General features: G+C 50.0%; 13 protein-coding genes and 1 pseudogene. All 14 read right to left on the reverse strand.

Translation table 11 applies throughout. The annotated features are described in order from the left end of the window. Positions 1-115: 115 nt before the first annotated feature. The 14 genes and pseudogenes from BN3279_RS08645 to BN3279_RS08710 all read right to left on the reverse strand — a co-directional run bounded on the left by BN3279_RS08645 (position 116) and on the right by BN3279_RS08710 (position 14,844). Positions 116-1,213 (reverse strand): MBL fold metallo-hydrolase, encoded by a 1,098-nt coding sequence (locus BN3279_RS08645; protein WP_059050215.1) that lies wholly within the window; start codon positions 1,211-1,213, stop codon positions 116-118. A gap of 261 nt (positions 1,214-1,474) precedes the next feature. After that, positions 1,475-2,660 (reverse strand): annotated as a pseudogene (locus BN3279_RS08650) (protein adenylyltransferase SelO). 391 nt (positions 2,661-3,051) lie between these two features. Beyond that, a complete protein-coding gene (locus tag BN3279_RS08655; protein ID WP_082672989.1) occupies positions 3,052-4,416 on the reverse strand; it encodes an enhanced serine sensitivity protein SseB in 1,365 nt (454 codons plus the stop codon). Between the two features lie 411 nt (positions 4,417-4,827). Next, on the reverse strand, positions 4,828-7,410 hold the full coding sequence (locus tag BN3279_RS08660) for a hypothetical protein (protein WP_059050216.1): 2,583 nt from the start codon (positions 7,408-7,410) through the stop codon (positions 4,828-4,830). Further along, entirely contained in the window at positions 7,410-7,697 is a 288-nt protein-coding gene (locus BN3279_RS08665; protein ID WP_059050217.1) for a hypothetical protein, read from the reverse strand. Before BN3279_RS08665 ends, BN3279_RS08660 begins: the two co-directional genes overlap by 1 nt. Then, positions 7,694-8,281 (reverse strand): putative phage tail protein, encoded by a 588-nt coding sequence (locus BN3279_RS08670; RefSeq protein WP_044480734.1) that lies wholly within the window; start codon positions 8,279-8,281, stop codon positions 7,694-7,696. Before BN3279_RS08670 ends, BN3279_RS08665 begins: the two co-directional genes overlap by 4 nt. Then, positions 8,274-9,353 carry a baseplate J/gp47 family protein gene (locus tag BN3279_RS08675; RefSeq protein ID WP_059050218.1) on the reverse strand — a complete coding sequence of 360 codons (1,080 nt, stop codon included), beginning with the start codon at positions 9,351-9,353 and terminating at the stop codon, positions 8,274-8,276. The genes BN3279_RS08670 and BN3279_RS08675 overlap by 8 nt, the downstream gene beginning before the upstream one ends. After that, complete coding sequence (locus tag BN3279_RS08680; protein WP_232436789.1) at positions 9,346-9,720, reverse strand: DUF2634 domain-containing protein; 375 nt, start codon at positions 9,718-9,720, stop codon at positions 9,346-9,348. The genes BN3279_RS08675 and BN3279_RS08680 overlap by 8 nt, the downstream gene beginning before the upstream one ends. Positions 9,721-9,743: 23 nt before the next feature. Next, positions 9,744-10,076: a DUF2577 domain-containing protein gene (locus tag BN3279_RS08685; protein WP_392396850.1), complete on the reverse strand. Its 333-nt coding sequence runs from the start codon at positions 10,074-10,076 to the stop codon at positions 9,744-9,746. 5 nt (positions 10,077-10,081) lie between these two features. Next, a complete protein-coding gene (locus BN3279_RS08690) occupies positions 10,082-11,047 on the reverse strand; it encodes an XkdQ/YqbQ family protein (RefSeq protein ID WP_232436790.1) in 966 nt (321 codons plus the stop codon). A gap of 6 nt (positions 11,048-11,053) precedes the next feature. Continuing rightward, positions 11,054-11,734 (reverse strand): LysM peptidoglycan-binding domain-containing protein, encoded by a 681-nt coding sequence (locus BN3279_RS08695; protein ID WP_059050222.1) that lies wholly within the window; start codon positions 11,732-11,734, stop codon positions 11,054-11,056. Continuing rightward, on the reverse strand, positions 11,731-13,731 hold the full coding sequence (locus BN3279_RS08700) for a phage tail tape measure protein (protein ID WP_059050223.1): 2,001 nt from the start codon (positions 13,729-13,731) through the stop codon (positions 11,731-11,733). Before BN3279_RS08700 ends, BN3279_RS08695 begins: the two co-directional genes overlap by 4 nt. A gap of 192 nt (positions 13,732-13,923) precedes the next feature. Next, positions 13,924-14,343 (reverse strand): phage tail assembly chaperone, encoded by a 420-nt coding sequence (locus BN3279_RS08705; RefSeq protein ID WP_059050224.1) that lies wholly within the window; start codon positions 14,341-14,343, stop codon positions 13,924-13,926. 24 nt (positions 14,344-14,367) lie between these two features. Further along, the gene (locus BN3279_RS08710; protein WP_059050225.1) at positions 14,368-14,844 is read right to left on the reverse strand and encodes a phage tail tube protein; all 477 of its coding nucleotides are present in this window, start codon (positions 14,842-14,844) and stop codon (positions 14,368-14,370) included. Between the last annotated feature and the right edge of the window lie 4 nt (positions 14,845-14,848).

The raw sequence follows: 14,848 nt of genomic DNA on the forward strand, positions 1-14,848 counted from the left end.
TGCACTTTAAAAAGGGGATATTCATGCCATATTGCGGAAAAAAAGCAACAAAATGAGGATGTATATGTGCAAAAAGAGGGTATTCCCAAAAGATCACTTTGGAAATACCCTCTTATTACTTCCACCATGCGTTCAATTCTGTTGCGGCGGCTTTCAGCCGCAGTACCTCACCAATTTGGGGTGTAGCCATTGGCACCCTACTCATCTCCGCTTGTGCGACCACGCGCCGAATCGGGTCATCCCAATCATGCAGGGCAAGCGTAAAGGCTCCCCAATGAATAGGCAGCAGCCGCTTCCCTTGCACGTCCAGATAGGCCTGAACCGTCTGTTCCGGCAACATATGTATATCCACCCAGCGGACATCATATTGACCACATTCCATCAGAGCGAGATCAAACGGCCCATACTTTTCCCCAATTTGCTGAAAATGAGGGCCATATCCACTATCCCCACTAAAAAATATTCGTCGCTCCGGTGAATAAATCACCCATGAGCACCACAGGCTGCGATCCCGCTTGCCCCTGCCTCTGCCCGAGAAATGGCGTGCTGGCGTACAAGCGAGCTTAAGCCCTTCCCATTCCAGTTCATCCCACCAGTCATGCTCGCTGATCTGCTCCGGTTTTACCCCCCACCGTTCCAGGTGACAGCCTACGCCCAATGGCACGATGAACCGCTTCGTCTTGTCCTTAAGCTTGGTGATCGTCCCGTAATCCAGGTGATCGTAGTGATCATGGGAAAACAAAACAGCATCCACCTGCGGCAGTGCCTCTATATCAAATGGGAGCTCGGGAGCATAACGTTTTCCGCCAAAGGGCTTAACCGGGGTCGGCGACGTACCCAGCATCGGGTCGAGCAGCAGCCGCTTGCCTCCGATATGCAGCAGCAAGGCCGAATGTCCGAGCCAGACGATGCTATCGCCATTAGGCTCCGTCCATACCGAAGGTTCCAGCTTCACAACCGGAAGCGGCCGCGAGGGGCGAATGCGGTCATTACCGCGAATATAATCGCGTACCAATGACAACATATTTCCCAGGGAAACCTGAAAGGAACGGGTAAGCTCGGGGTAGGCGAATTTCTGACCGTCCCAGTTGGGGGACTGGGCATACCGCCGAAGCTGCTCCGGTGACGGCTTGCCGCCAAAGGCCGGGTTCAGCCTAAGGAACAACCAGATACCAAGGATGAGAATCCCGAGTGTGAAGAGAAAAATAATCATGCGAATGACCGCTCCTTTGTTTTTGGCGAGATCATGAAGGCTTATTGTCAGGCGCACCTTTTACAAGAAAGGGCCTGGAACGCAAAGAAGCCCTCTGTAGCAGAAGACTTCCGTAGGTCTGAGATGATTCCAGCTATATCATGCCCTTTGTGCCCTTGAATCACGCTGTCGTACCAGCCTGCTTATGGCTCGTTATCATGTCTTGTCCATTATAAATAGGTTACCAGGCTAAAAGCAAACTAGCTAAGTCCCAGCAGCTATTCAGGTTCCGCAAAAGGTGCGGTAAGGACGATCACAGGCAGGTGGTAAGCCTGTATATTCCGCTTGCTCCCCCGTATGAGCGTAAGGGGCCGACAATACGGATAGCAAGCGATGCATCACGGTATAATCATCCCGCTCCACCGCAGCTTCCAAGGCTTCCTCCACCCGATGGTTGCGAGGTATGACCGCCGGGTTGCTGCTTAGCATGAGCTGGCGAGAAGCTTCACGGCTCTGCTCCTGTGCGCTCAGTCTGGTCTTCCACTGCTCCAGCCAGCTTGCCCATTCCGGTGTGCCAGCCATCGCTGGCTCCTCCAGCCTGCCAAAGGTCAGCGCCAGAAAGGTATTGGTGAAATCCGCTTGATGAAGCTGCATTAATTCCAGCAAGCGCTGAATCAGGGCTTCATCGTCCGGCTGCTCGCCGAAGAGCCCCAGCTTCCCGCGCATGCCTTGCAGCCAAGCTGCCTGGAAGTAATCATCGAAGCTCGCCAGTTCGTTCTCGGCGAGCTTCACGGCTGCCTCGGTATCCTCGTGCAGCAAGGGCAGCAGGCTCTCCGCCAGGCGAGCCAGGTTCCACGCTCCGATATAGGGCTGGTTGCCGTAGGCATAACGCCCGCCCGAGTCGATGGAGCTGAACACGGTCGCCGGGTCATAGGCGTCCATGAAAGCGCAAGGCCCGTAGTCGATTGTCTCGCCGCTGAGGGTCATGTTGTCGGTGTTCATGACGCCATGGACAAAGCCGACAAGCTGCCACCTCGCGATCAGCTCCGCCTGGCGGCGGATCACCGCCCGCAGCAGCGCGAGATAGCGGCCGGCCGCCGCGGGAGTAGGGCGTCCGGCCCGCGCCTTTGAGCTGGATGTCAAACCGCGCGCCGGAAGGCGCGGTTTGTTCACCCAGCAGCAAGGCCCGGCCGTCGCCCAGCATCGTGAAATACCCGAACTGGTGCCCGGCGTAGGCCTGGGCCAGCGGCTCCGCCCCGGGCGGCAGCCGGTTGCCGGCCAGCATGGCAATGTTCTCTTCGCTGCTCAGCGCCTGAGCATCCAGCCCGAGCTGCTCCGCAAGCTCCCGGTTCAGGACGACCGCCTGCGGCGACCGGACCGGCTTCGCCTCTTGACGCGTATAGAACATGTCGGGTAATTCCGTATAGCTGTTGCTCAGGTTCCAGCCGCTTCTTTTTTCGCCGGACATCGTCATAGGTATCCTCCGCTCTCTCTGTCTTTTCGTTGCTGTTATGTGGCTATGTGGTATTGCTTTAATTACGGGCTGTATCGCTTGCTAAGTTGCTTAGTGAGTAGCTGGGTGAGTGGCTTGATGAGTTTCATTATAGTGGCGTACTACATCATTTAGCAGGAAATCCTCCCGTTAAATTCCACTTTTTCTTGGAAATTTGCTGTTTAGCTGGAATTCCTCCATCTATTTTGCCTGTTTTCGGTGCAAACCAACCATTTCGCAGATATTAGCGGGAGAAATTCCATATAACTTAAGTATTTCGGCAATTTACCGGTAGATTAACGGGAGCTTTTCCAGTTAGTTCGAGTATTAGAGTTTATTTTAGGGATAATCGCTAATGTAATCTCCGCTAAAACAGGCCAAACCGCTTCTTTTTATAAAAAGGCGTAAGGTTCGCAGCTTCTTCTGCCCAGGTTCCTTCCAGCTTGACCAGGTTAAGTGGCATCCCTTGCAAATGAGGAGCGGCCGCCGAAGAAATGGCTCCAAACACCGCTTCGGGTTCGTCATTCGTGTCCACGATCAGCAGATAACTTTGCGTCTCACCTTGAACCATCAGCCGCAGATACGCTTCGCTGACGGACTTTTGCGTCTTAAGACAAGACTTCACCGCTTCGATCATGGCTGTAGGATAGTTGGCCGGCTCACCGAGCAGGACCTTCGTATCCTTGGGGACGACGACCTTTTCCACTGTTTCTGTCACCTGATCTGCTGTATGAGCTCCGTTCTCCCCCGCGCTGTCGCGTGCCTTGCGGTACGCTTCAATCCGCTCCCGGTTGCTGGGATCAATGCGCAGGGCGACGCCCCGGCAGTTGATAACCACACCACTCATATTAGCAGATACGGTAAGCAGGTCCTCATAGGTGCCAATGTTGCTGCTCCAGATGGTTTTGTCGTAGACTTTTTCAAATTCGGGCCAATCTGTAAATGCTGGCAACCAGGACGATTCATCCTCGGCACTCAAAACGCCAAATTGCAGAACTGTACCTTCTTTAAGTGTCTTACGTCCTTCGGCATCAGCAGTGGAGGGATTAGCTTCCTGTAGCTGCATAGGCAACAGATATCTGGCTTGGAGTACCTCATCCAGCATTTGCGCCTCCAGACCGTTCAACAGTTGCTCTCTCGCCTCCTGACTTCCGGATGGTGCATGCAGGCCTTGAAAAAATTGCAGAAGTGCTCGTTGTAACCCCGGATTGGTGACAGGAATATTGATCTCTGGCGTTCCGCTCCAGTCGGGCGGTGGCAACAGTTCGTCCCGCTTGAGGTCAACATGATATTGTCCGTTATCCAGTAAAATCTCAGGGAGTCCCCACACATGAAACAAACCAAGGATAGGAAGGATTTCCTTCTGTCCGATCTTTTTCATCTCCAGCATAACAAGTTGTTGCATGAAATAGTCCTGGGCACTGTCGGCAAATTCCTTCTGGGAAAAAATCCACACCCGGCCCTCACCATCAATGTACGGGTACTGTGTAGCTTTGTCGTATGCAACATAAAGTGCTTCGGCAGCTTTAAATTTGTCGTGTAGCGTAGTAGTGAAACTTTGAATACGTTCATCGAGGTAGATATGGGGAAAGGCTTCTTCCTCTTTGAACCTTTTGGCGGTATGTACTAAAAAGTTCAATTCCTGAATGGAGAGCTGATTTAGCTCCTCTACCACAAACTCCGGAGTCAGAATAAATCTTCTGCCGATCTCATCCTTGCGTTCCTCATTCATTCCTGGATTCCTCCCTTATCTGCTCTTTTGCGTTGGTTTTAGTATAGCTTTGTTCGCTAGAGGGGGAAAGGGACCATGGATGCTTTTGTGGGTTGCTAAGATTGTTGACTGTGGCCGTGGTGGACGGAATTTGTTAGGAGGTTGGTAGAAAGGAGCGTTAGTGTTCACCAGGCCAATGAGGAATGTGGGCCACGGGGGAATCACGCAAAAAAATAGGCCGACCTTGGAGAATCCCCCAGGATCGACCTGCTTAAAGTTACGTAATACAGTATTTGCTTGGCAATGCCACTTCACTGCATAGCATAATCGCATTTCTTTATCTTAGCCCAATAAAGCTAGTATAAACATCACTCGCTCGCCTTCGTTAGAACACGTTCCCCCCAATGCAAGCGACACTAAAATAGCAGAAGATTATAGCCTTACTCCAACTACCTTAATTAATTTTAGCGTATCACTAGAAGTGCTATTAGCTGTTGCTGTAGGTGCTACATAGCTATCCGCTGCAGGCCAACTCCAGAGATTGGTAAAATTAAAAACTATCTTTCTTGAATCAACTCGGTTTAGCCGCATTTCTGAGAAATTAAGGGTTCTGGAATTACCCAAATCAGCAATATTGGCTTGCCTTACATACATATTATCACGCAATTGGTGCTGCCAAATATGATCGGTATATCCATTATTATTGGTTGTGACAATTAGAAAATCAAATTGTTTAACGTCAGAGTTAAGCTCAATTATTGTCTCCGCTACCCCCACGCTACCATTAAATAATTCTACATACCTTGCCCCTGTCCTCTGCTCTTGCACTGACACTGCTTGCCTTACCCTTGCCAGTTCATTGGTTAAACTACGAATTTGAGTCTTTTCATTATCGGCTATCGTTCCAATGATTGGTGGTATCGGTGAGTTGGCTAATTTGAGATAAGTTGCGGTATATGATGCAGCGTAGTCGAACTTACTAGTTTCAATCGTTGCCTTTTTCAGACCCTGCATATTAACACCAGAGTTATAAAATACCCAATTCAGAGAATTGTCAAAGGAATTTTTATATACTTTCATGATGTCCCTCGGTGCAAATTTAAGAAGTGATGAGGATTCTCCCGTATCAGCAATAAATTTATTTGTTCCTCCACCGGGATGCACTGTCTCACGCAAAACAATTCCCGTACCTACCATAATGAGGTTGTAGCCCTCATTAAGTAATAATGACCCTTCGCTTATTACAGGCTCTACTTCGTCTTTGGCTAAACGGTAAAGAACTTGGTAGGGAAAAAAAGATATCCCTGCGCTGTCTATACCCGCAGGATCAATTGGCAAAGCAGACGTATAGTCACTTGATGACATTGTAACATTTGGGCTTTTAACCATAGTGGTTTTAACCCAAACTTTAGTTCCCACTCCGTTATAAGGAACTGTTCTTGCGCTGCCTGCCACACTCATAGTCCAGCCCATAAAGTAAGCCCTAATCTCCTCAGCAGTAGGTACATACTCTTCTCCCCAACCAGTATCTGTATTAAACATACTTATACCGAGATATTGTGAACTCAAATTTCTCCAATTAACAGAGCTAAATCTATCAGCCGTTGTTGATGGAGAATCTGGTCTAATAGGAGTATCTGAGAATTTTATGATTTGCGGAAGAATATTAGGATTTCGATCAGCAGGAGCACCTTTTACCACAGATATATTTTTTCCACCAGCATAGCTTGTATAGAATGAGAAGTTAAAGGAACCATCTATAATATAACTTTTCCACTTTAACAGCTTATAATATATGTCGTCTCGCTCAAATAGTAAATCTGCATCACTGCCATCTTGAGGATTTGCATATAATTTTGTTTGAAAAGCAACCATAGATTTTTGCTGAGGCTGAAATGGCATCGGAGTTGCTCCTATAGTAAGTATGGGCTGCTTGAAATAATAATCTCCTGCACCTAGCTGATGATTACTGAAACAAATTGCTACAATTGAATTATCACCGGTGTTAAATGTATGTGATTGGTTATTTGAATAGTATGAAATAACCGTTTTTAAGTCTTTTTGGTATACTCCTAGGTAACCATTGTGCTCTACATTTAAAGCATAGTTCGAATGGGGCAGAACATTAACTAAGCAATAGTTGAACTGAAAAGTTTCGCCTGCTTCAACCACCAATTCGTATGGCCCTTCTAGCTTTTTATTTATGAGATTAGCATTTAGGTTCCACTCATAGAAAGGCGGCAGCAAATTCCCCGACGTATTAATTACATAAGGATTTTCCACTCCAATGATGCCTGTAGGAACAAATGGATATCTCTCAGAGATTTGCTCAGGTGACATGCCATCAATGGCTATAGACTCCTCACTAGATAATTCATAGACACAAACCGAGTCATAAGATATAAATCCTTGTAGGTTGTTAACTTCAAAAAAGCAGCCTACTCCTGACTCTGTACCGTCAGCAATAAATTTAAGATAGCTGTACGTGTAAGAAGTACTACGCTGGGTTGTAGGGGCAGATACATTTCCTGTTGCTTTGCGAATAGCAACTCTACCACCCATTTTTGTATTATTTGTTTTTACATATACAGAAGCAAGGTACGTCCTTCCTTCTACTAGTGAGATAGGTGCATATTTGGCAAAAGAGCTACCCATGTCAGGCGTATCCCAAGTAGCCCGAATACCACGAGTTCCCGAATGTGCGTCATCCACTGTTGTTGTAAAAAATGTAGGTGTAGCAGAGCCAGAGAACTGAGAGTATAGTGTCTCATTCTCACAATCCCCTGCTACCCCCAACAAATTCACCAACGTCCGTCCCCGGATCTCGCCCAGCTTGAAGCGGGCGTCCTTTTCAGCGTGGACGACCTGGAGGCCGGGCTGGAGGGTGAGGGGAGTGTTGGCTTCGTGGTCGAAGCGGGTGGATATTTCGGTGCGTAGTCCGTTGAGTTCTTCCCCGATTCCATTGAGGTCCTCCGGGATGACGGTATCTGTAAATCTCCAATCGGTTTTGGCCATCAGTTGTTGACCTCCTTGATTTGTAACGTTTGTAGCATGAGCGTGTCCGATGGCACGGGTAAGTTTACCGTGTGGATAGACAGTGTGGCATCGGTCTCATCCCGTAGCTCGATTTGCGTGATGATCGGCAGCTCGTTCGCCGGGATCAGATATTGCAAGACCACGGTGGAGTCGTTAACGACACTCTGCTGAAATTCTGTAATTTCATAGCTGCCATTCAATACGACCTTCGCCAGCCGCGAATGGACGTACTGGGCAATTTCTTGTTTAAAAGTGGCGGTTATCATATCACGCGCACCTCCGTTCCGAGTGTGGCAAACGGCTTCTCCCCGAGTTGCCATGAACCATCCAGCTTATAGTTCCAGGTCACGGACCTGCTGGCGACATGCTCTTCCAGACCGATGCGGTCATGGAGCGCCGTGTTTTGCTGATAGACCATGTTCGCCGGCTTCACCGTTTGCAGCGTATATTGAACTTCTTTGAAGACATTGGCATTCTCAATGCTCGTCGTGACATACAACATGAACCGATCCGGGTCCACCGACACAATGGTCATGCCCGGCCCAACCAGACGGTCAAGTTGTTCTTGCAGCCAGCGCACGGTAAAAGGCGGCTTCGTCCGGTAGCGGTTCAGAATTCGCTGCTTACGGAACTCCAATGTCTCCACGGCAGGATCGGCTTGAATACCCAGCATACGCTCCCGGCGTTTGATCGCCTGAAGCCCGGCCGTCTCTACAAACTGATCGGCAAATAGCTGCTCCACCGCTCCCTCCAATTGATCCAGCTCCAAATCCTCGGTGCGGGCCAACTGGATAAAATCCAGCACCTCCCCGTAATAGTCAGGAAGATAGGGTAAAATGCGTTCAGGCATGAACAATCACCGTCCCCACACGCGGAATCTCCTCAGCCGCCAGCGTGAGATTGCTCGCTACCCCGTTCAGCCTTGTCTCCGTCACATCAATGACGCCGGGGACCTGCAACATGGCAGCCTCAATCAAGGCCACCCGTACAATAATTTGCTCCGTGTCGGCCCAGGTTTGCCGTAATCCCAGCAGATAAGCCGTCACCGCTTCCTCAATCGGGGCCTGCACTTGACCGGAGGTCGTCTCTGGAGCGAGCGTAACCGTCGTTGCCACATCTACGGTAACCCCAGCTACACCAGTCACCGTAACGGTGTGCCCAATCGGGGCTGTACCATAACCCTTGCCCTGGTTCATTGTAGGGTCTATGGCCGTTTGCAATTCGGCGAGAAATGCTTCAGATGGCTCACTCCAATCAGAAGTGATGACCGTACACTTGACGGTCCCGCCGCCGTTCCAGACCGGGAACACCTTGGTGGCTCCCACACCCTCCAGCTTATTCAGGGTCTGTTCATAATCCGCCACATTTCCGCCAAAGGCAGGCTCATTAACGGTCTCGTAATAACGCAGTCTCAAGGCCTCATCGGTCTCTTGATCTTCACCGGGAATAACCACATCCGCTAGCTCTGCGCGAACCAAGCCAGGTACATAATCAATGGGCAGCAAAGCCCCATACTGTTGATTGCCGACGGCTCCCGGTGTTTCACATTCAAGCACCCATTCCCCGATCGTGATTCGTGATATGGCAGTATAGTCCAGATCATTCAGCGAAAACCGACTGCCCGGGAGAATATCGATTGGGGCCTCTTGGGCTCCATAGAAGCGTCCTCTCCGGCGAGCCTTCGTGGCTTGCTGCCGGTCTACGCCAAATTCGGCGGTACGACGCGATAAATAATCCCCACTAGCGGTATCCGCAAAGGACAAGCCAAAGCTAAGATCCAGCTCAATATACATCTGAGCCAGTTCGGCCGCCGCCGGGGCTAGCCCATCATAGATGATGCTGCCCTCCCGCTTGTCAATCGTATCCGGCACCCGGGATAGCATCCGGGAGAGAATGGCTTCGTAAGTCTCATGCTCATACATTCATATTCACCTCCATGCGGAAATCCCCATACACGGACAGCACCGTGAAGCTGACCTCCGCCTCATCTCCTTGCATTTCAATCCGGAAATCTGTGATATCCGAGATCCGTTCATCAGCCAGCAGCGCCTCGCGAGTCCGGCGTCCTAACTCCAAACGTACAAAGTCAGGATTGCCTCCAAGCAATCCTGCTCGCTCAAAGCCGTAGTCTCCTGAGTAGATCAAATGGGCAAAACGCTCGGTATGCAATATTTTATAAACCGCCTGCCTTACCGCATCCAGTCCGTCCGCCATTCCCGCCATACGGCCTTGCCTCACATCCAGCTTGTAGGTACGGCTTGGTTGCTCCACCGGGACGGTGTCCGGCATCAAGCTTCCTCCTTGTGGGATCATCACCTCACCACCTTGTCCCATACGACGTATTTTTGACCGCCTTGCATGCGTAGCAGCAATACGCTGTCCCCGGCCTGCAAGCCCTCGCGAATAACAACTTTATCGACCAGCGACTCCTGGGTATCCTCCGCACTGGTCCTGTGCCTGTGCTTCAGGTCCAATTCATAGCGGGTCATTTGCTGCGTAACGACCAAAAAATCCTGATCGATGGTAAAACGTTGATCGACCAGGATTTCCAGCGGAGCCGTATTCATCACTTTACCGAACAGCACAGACACCGGGCTGGACGCATCGACCGCCCCGGCGCCGAGCTGACGGATTTTGTTCGCCAACCCCATTAAATCACCTTCAAATCTATAGAAGTGGTATATTCGCCCCCACGAAATTGGTGAGAGCACTCGTCAATCAAGAAGTCCTGGTTCATCCCCAGAGCACTGATGTTCACCGCAACCAGACAACCTGCACGAAGCTGCGGCTGACCAAGCACATCCAGCTTAAGTCGCCGCGTCTCGCGGTTTTTCAGCTTTTGGAGCATGTCCAGCAACTTGTTAATTTGAGCCGCATTCTGGTTATCGTCCACCTTATCGTAATAAATGAGCTTGCCCCATTTGGCGATATTGGCTTCATCCTTGGCGGCATACACATTACGATGCCCGGTCTCCTGGTTGTCCTGCACCAATTTGAAGTAGTTATACGTGTCGCTGTCGATGCTATGCTCATAAGAGTAGCTGTACAGCAGGCTTTGATCACCAAGCTGCAAATTCAGCTTCATCTCTTTGGCACAATCCCGTACGGCCAGTGCTCCGAACTCATCGTAAAGGGTGTAGATGATACCGGTATTAATAACCGTTTTGTCAAAAGCTTCTGACAGGATATCCAGCAGCTTCTTTCCATCGCCCATCAGCGTTGGAATAACATATTTCGTATCGGCAACATGTCCCCATTTCAGGCCGACATCATCGGTAATTCGTTTCACGGCGGCCGCAGCGGTGATATTCTTGAACACATAAGTATCTTTAGCGTTCAAGTAACGCATTTGGTCATAACACTTGATCGAAATCTCCTCACCCTGCCCGCGATTGATGGAAAATACATAGCCATAAAACAACGGAACCTCATCCCACTTCACGCGGACGATGTTGCCGTTAGCCACGGTAATCTGCGGCGAGGCAATCATGCGGAAGTCGAGACTTCCGGGTTGAATCACCCGCGTGGTTTTCCAGGTTGCTTCTGAGACCAATTCGGAAATATCCCAGACCGTGCCCAGCGTATCATCCAGTAAAACTTGCAGCAAACGACTCACCTCTTCTCATGGCAGCTTCAACACCTTGCCGACAGGCAGCCGGGTCAGTTCACTGTCCTGAATGCCGTTGAGCTTCTGTATTTCCTTGTAGCGGGTACCACTACCCAGCACCTTCTGCGCCACCTTCCACAGGCTGTCACCGGATACCAGCGTATAGGTTTTGGGCTGTACTCTGGTGTCGGGACGTGTTGGAGCATTTGTTGCTGCTGCCGGAGCAGCCGCAGTTGCCGCTCCCCCTGACTGTTCCACCGGCGTTTTCTTTGCGGCATAAAAGCGGTATTCCTTCAACTTTAAGGTATAGCTGATATCGCCAACGGCACCGCCCGATTCCGAATACGTAAAGCTCTCAATGCTCACGGGTAAATCAAGATTGAGCGTGGACCCGCTAAAGGTCAGTCGAATCGGCTTCTGGTAAGACAGCCAGTTCTCCAATGTGTGGTAATATTTGCTCGGCTCCAGAAAAGGAACTCGCTCCTGCCCGCTCACATACAGAGGATGGGCCGGGAAAATACCAGAGAATGAAATATCGAGCAGTTTATGTCCTGTCAACACCTGAACCTCGCCAAGCTGGGAGATATCGTAGCTTTTGCTGTTGCCACTTTGGTTCACTTCAATCTTCTCAGGGAGCACCGGTAGAAAAATTCTCTCTGCTCCATTGTTATAGGACAGCATTAATGTATAGCTCATGCATACACCCCCGCTGCGCTGGTGGCGATCTCTTCTTCCAATACCTGTTCGATCTGCGTCACGATGGTGTGAATATCAACTTCCTTGGAGACCGGCCCTGTGTTAACCGTCACCGTTGGTGTCAGCGTCGTAAAGTTCTGGATCGCGGTTACCTCCGCCAGTTCACGCATCATTTTGAGGTCTTCCGAAGAAATATCCACCGTCTCATTAATGCGGTCCACACTGCCGACATTACCCACACTGCCAATTTGGGAAATATTCATATTTGGCTGAGTTCCTAGCTGAGCCGTGCCCCCGGTACCCGGGCTGCCTGGCAGCATCCCGCCCAGCGTATTGCCGAGGCCGGATTTTGCTGAATCAAGAAAATCCGTTCCTTTACTCACGAGGTTCTTCCCAGCCTGGTTGCCTTGATTAAAAGCTCCTAGTATATCCTTGGTCTCCATTCTTCCCAGTTGAGTCGGATCACCTGGAGCCTCCGGAGCCACCATACTGTCCAGCTTAACTCTGAGCTTATCACTCAACACGTGCATGTCGGGTTTATTAAGTAATGGAATGGCTGAAATATCAGCACCAGTCAGTTTATTGAACCCTTCAATAAGTAAATTAATGCCGCCAAGGGCTCCATTTACCGCGTCCAGAATGATACTTACAAATCCGCTGGCAAAGTCCTCAGTGGCAAGGAGCATTTTATACATATGTTCGCCAAAGAACAGTCCCATATCAAAGATAAACTTCCTAATGTTGTACACCGAATTATGGAAGGTGTTGATTAGAAATTCGGCAAGGGCAATCCATAAATTGATGGAGATAGCAACGTAGTTATAAATAGCAGCATATAAGCCATAAAATAAACCCACAACAAAGCCAACGATAGACTCCACAGACACTCCAAACTTGATAAGAGCCCCAATAATGAGCGCAATAGCAGCCACTACCAGCAGAATAGGCCAATTCACAGCCAACCAAGCAATACCCTGTGCGACCACCGGAGCCACCATGGCCCATAGCATGACGCCCAATGCGGCTAGTGCCACTCCCATTCCAAGGAGTATCATGTTCACAGAGGAGCCACCTGTAGTTAGCGAGCCTACAAAGGAGGCAACCCCTGCCATGACTTCACCCAACAGGAAGCCTACAAAGCCAAAGGCTGCGCCTACTCCACTGATGAACTGATTGAACGCTTCGCTGTTCAGCATACTCAACAGTGCGTCTATTGCAGGAGTGAGCGCATTCATCCCTTGTTGACCTAATGAGGCTAATTGAAAATTAAAGCCATCCACTACGCTCTTCCATTTCACGGCTGGTGAATCTAACATCGTATCAAACGCGGCCTGCGTAATTCCCTGCTTGTTCAGCAACGTATCCATCGCCGCAATCATGCCGTTAATATCTCCCGCGTTGGATGCGGTGGTTAATGCGGATTGATCCCCTGCCTCAACTTTGTAATCCTCTCCCAGGGACTTGCTATCGCCTGTCATTAGCTTGGATAGCGCATCAGTTGCCCCTTTTAATCCCATATCCGGGTTCATTTGCGACATACGCATTGCCAGCATATTCAGTTGTTCCAACTGGGCTGGATCGGTGGTGCTTGCCATCAACCCCTGTGTTCCTGCCAAAGCCGTCTTCACATCCTGACCGTATTTCAGAGCCTGCGAGGCCGTTTGGTCAAAGATGGCCTGCCCTGCCCCCTTGCTTCCGGCTCGAAGGGACATTTGGTCCAGGACGGATTGTTGATCCGCCCCATCCTGAAGCATACCTCCCAGAAGTGCACTGCCCGCCTTTGCTATTTTCCCAAGTGCCGGACCATTAAAGATACCCATGAATGCATTCGCCTTCTTGGCGGAATCGTCCATGGTCTTATTCAGCTTGGTCTGAGCTTGATTGATGTTATTAACTTGTTGAAACACAATCATCGAATTAGCAATAGCCACATTCTGTTGTTGAATATAGGTTTGAAAAAGCGTATTTTGTTGAAGCATCAAATTTGCACTCGCCAAGGTTTCACCTTCTTTCCTGGCAGGAAATTCACTTTCTCTTCGCTGCTTTCTTCTCCGTCTTAATGATCTCCTGGATCATCGCGACCAAGGCCGCCTTCTGCCTGATGCCCAGGGCAGCGAATTCCCATGGCATCAGGTTGAAACGGTTTAAGGCAAAGAGGGCGCAGGTCGTCTCGCCATCGCCCTCGTCGATTAGTTTTTTACCTCGTCCGCCAGCTCATTAATGCTCTTGTCAAAGCCGTTAATCTGTTGCACCTTCTGCACCAGCGTAGCGTACTCACCCGGCAGCAGCATCTTGCGCAGACATTGGTCCGCACCCATCACCTGATAGGATTGTTGAAGCTCCGCGTTCTTCAAATCCGGGAACACGACGCTTGCGACCGCCAGCTTGGCCAAATACTCATCCGTATTCGTCTCGTAGCTGACCACACCCTTATCCTTCACCTTGCGCTGGCAGGATTTGCGAATGGTCTCGTTCTCCTCTTCCGTCATGCTGCGGAGCTGCCAAGGCACGGCAGCTCCATTCTCATCTTTGAAACGATCGGAAACGACAACTTCCTCCACCTGTCCGGCGGCGGCATTTTGGGCAAAAAAAGCAGTTAAAGCACTCATTCGTGAATCTCCTCCTAAATGGGTTTAGTTGCTTGGCTGAACAGTGCCAAACGATTCGATAATGTCATAGTCTTCAAAGGTAAACGGAATTTCCTCGTCCAGCATGTCGTCAGCAGTCGCATCGAATTTAGCCGCGATAATGCTGTCGATATTGCAGCCCCGCAGGAACACCGTCTGCTTGCCCGCGCCGCTCCCCGGCTGCTCATTGGTAATCATCAGATCGAACCAGAAGTCCGTCCCGTTCTTGACATAATCCTGCATCAGATTGCGGAAGAAGGAGGAGACATAATAAATCGTCAACGTCCCTGTACCCTTCCAGCCAGCAGAACGTTGCGGTGTGCTGGTTCTGCCCAGCGTAGGCACGTCTACCTTGGTCTTCTCAATCGTCGATTCCAGTGTTTTGGCATAAAACAATTCTTCCGTACGTCCATCCATTTTGATAAAAGCTTTGGCTTGCTTGCCACTTACTGCATCCTTCACATTAAAAAAAGAGCCTGCCATGATT

This window comes from Paenibacillus senegalimassiliensis, assembly GCF_001486585.1.
Taxonomy (GTDB): domain Bacteria; phylum Bacillota; class Bacilli; order Paenibacillales; family Paenibacillaceae; genus Fontibacillus; species Fontibacillus senegalimassiliensis.

What these genes read in the sequence shown, in the direction of transcription:
- BN3279_RS08655 (WP_082672989.1), bottom strand. Translation starts at nt 4,416, where the DNA reads ATGAATGAGGAACGCAAGGATGAGATCGGCAGAAGATTTATTCTGACT.
- BN3279_RS08695 (WP_059050222.1), bottom strand. Translation starts at nt 11,734, where the DNA reads ATGAGCTATACATTAATGCTGTCCTATAACAATGGAGCAGAGAGAATT.
- BN3279_RS08645 (WP_059050215.1), bottom strand. Translation starts at nt 1,213, where the DNA reads ATGATTATTTTTCTCTTCACACTCGGGATTCTCATCCTTGGTATCTGG.
- BN3279_RS08675 (WP_059050218.1), bottom strand. Translation starts at nt 9,353, where the DNA reads ATGTATGAGCATGAGACTTACGAAGCCATTCTCTCCCGGATGCTATCC.
- BN3279_RS08665 (WP_059050217.1), bottom strand. Translation starts at nt 7,697, where the DNA reads ATGATAACCGCCACTTTTAAACAAGAAATTGCCCAGTACGTCCATTCG.
- BN3279_RS08705 (WP_059050224.1), bottom strand. Translation starts at nt 14,343, where the DNA reads ATGAGTGCTTTAACTGCTTTTTTTGCCCAAAATGCCGCCGCCGGACAG.
- BN3279_RS08660 (WP_059050216.1), bottom strand. Translation starts at nt 7,410, where the DNA reads ATGGCCAAAACCGATTGGAGATTTACAGATACCGTCATCCCGGAGGAC.
- BN3279_RS08670 (WP_044480734.1), bottom strand. Translation starts at nt 8,281, where the DNA reads ATGCCTGAACGCATTTTACCCTATCTTCCTGACTATTACGGGGAGGTG.
- BN3279_RS08710 (WP_059050225.1), bottom strand. Translation starts at nt 14,844, where the DNA reads ATGGCAGGCTCTTTTTTTAATGTGAAGGATGCAGTAAGTGGCAAGCAA.
- BN3279_RS08680 (WP_232436789.1), bottom strand. Translation starts at nt 9,720, where the DNA reads ATGCCGGACACCGTCCCGGTGGAGCAACCAAGCCGTACCTACAAGCTG.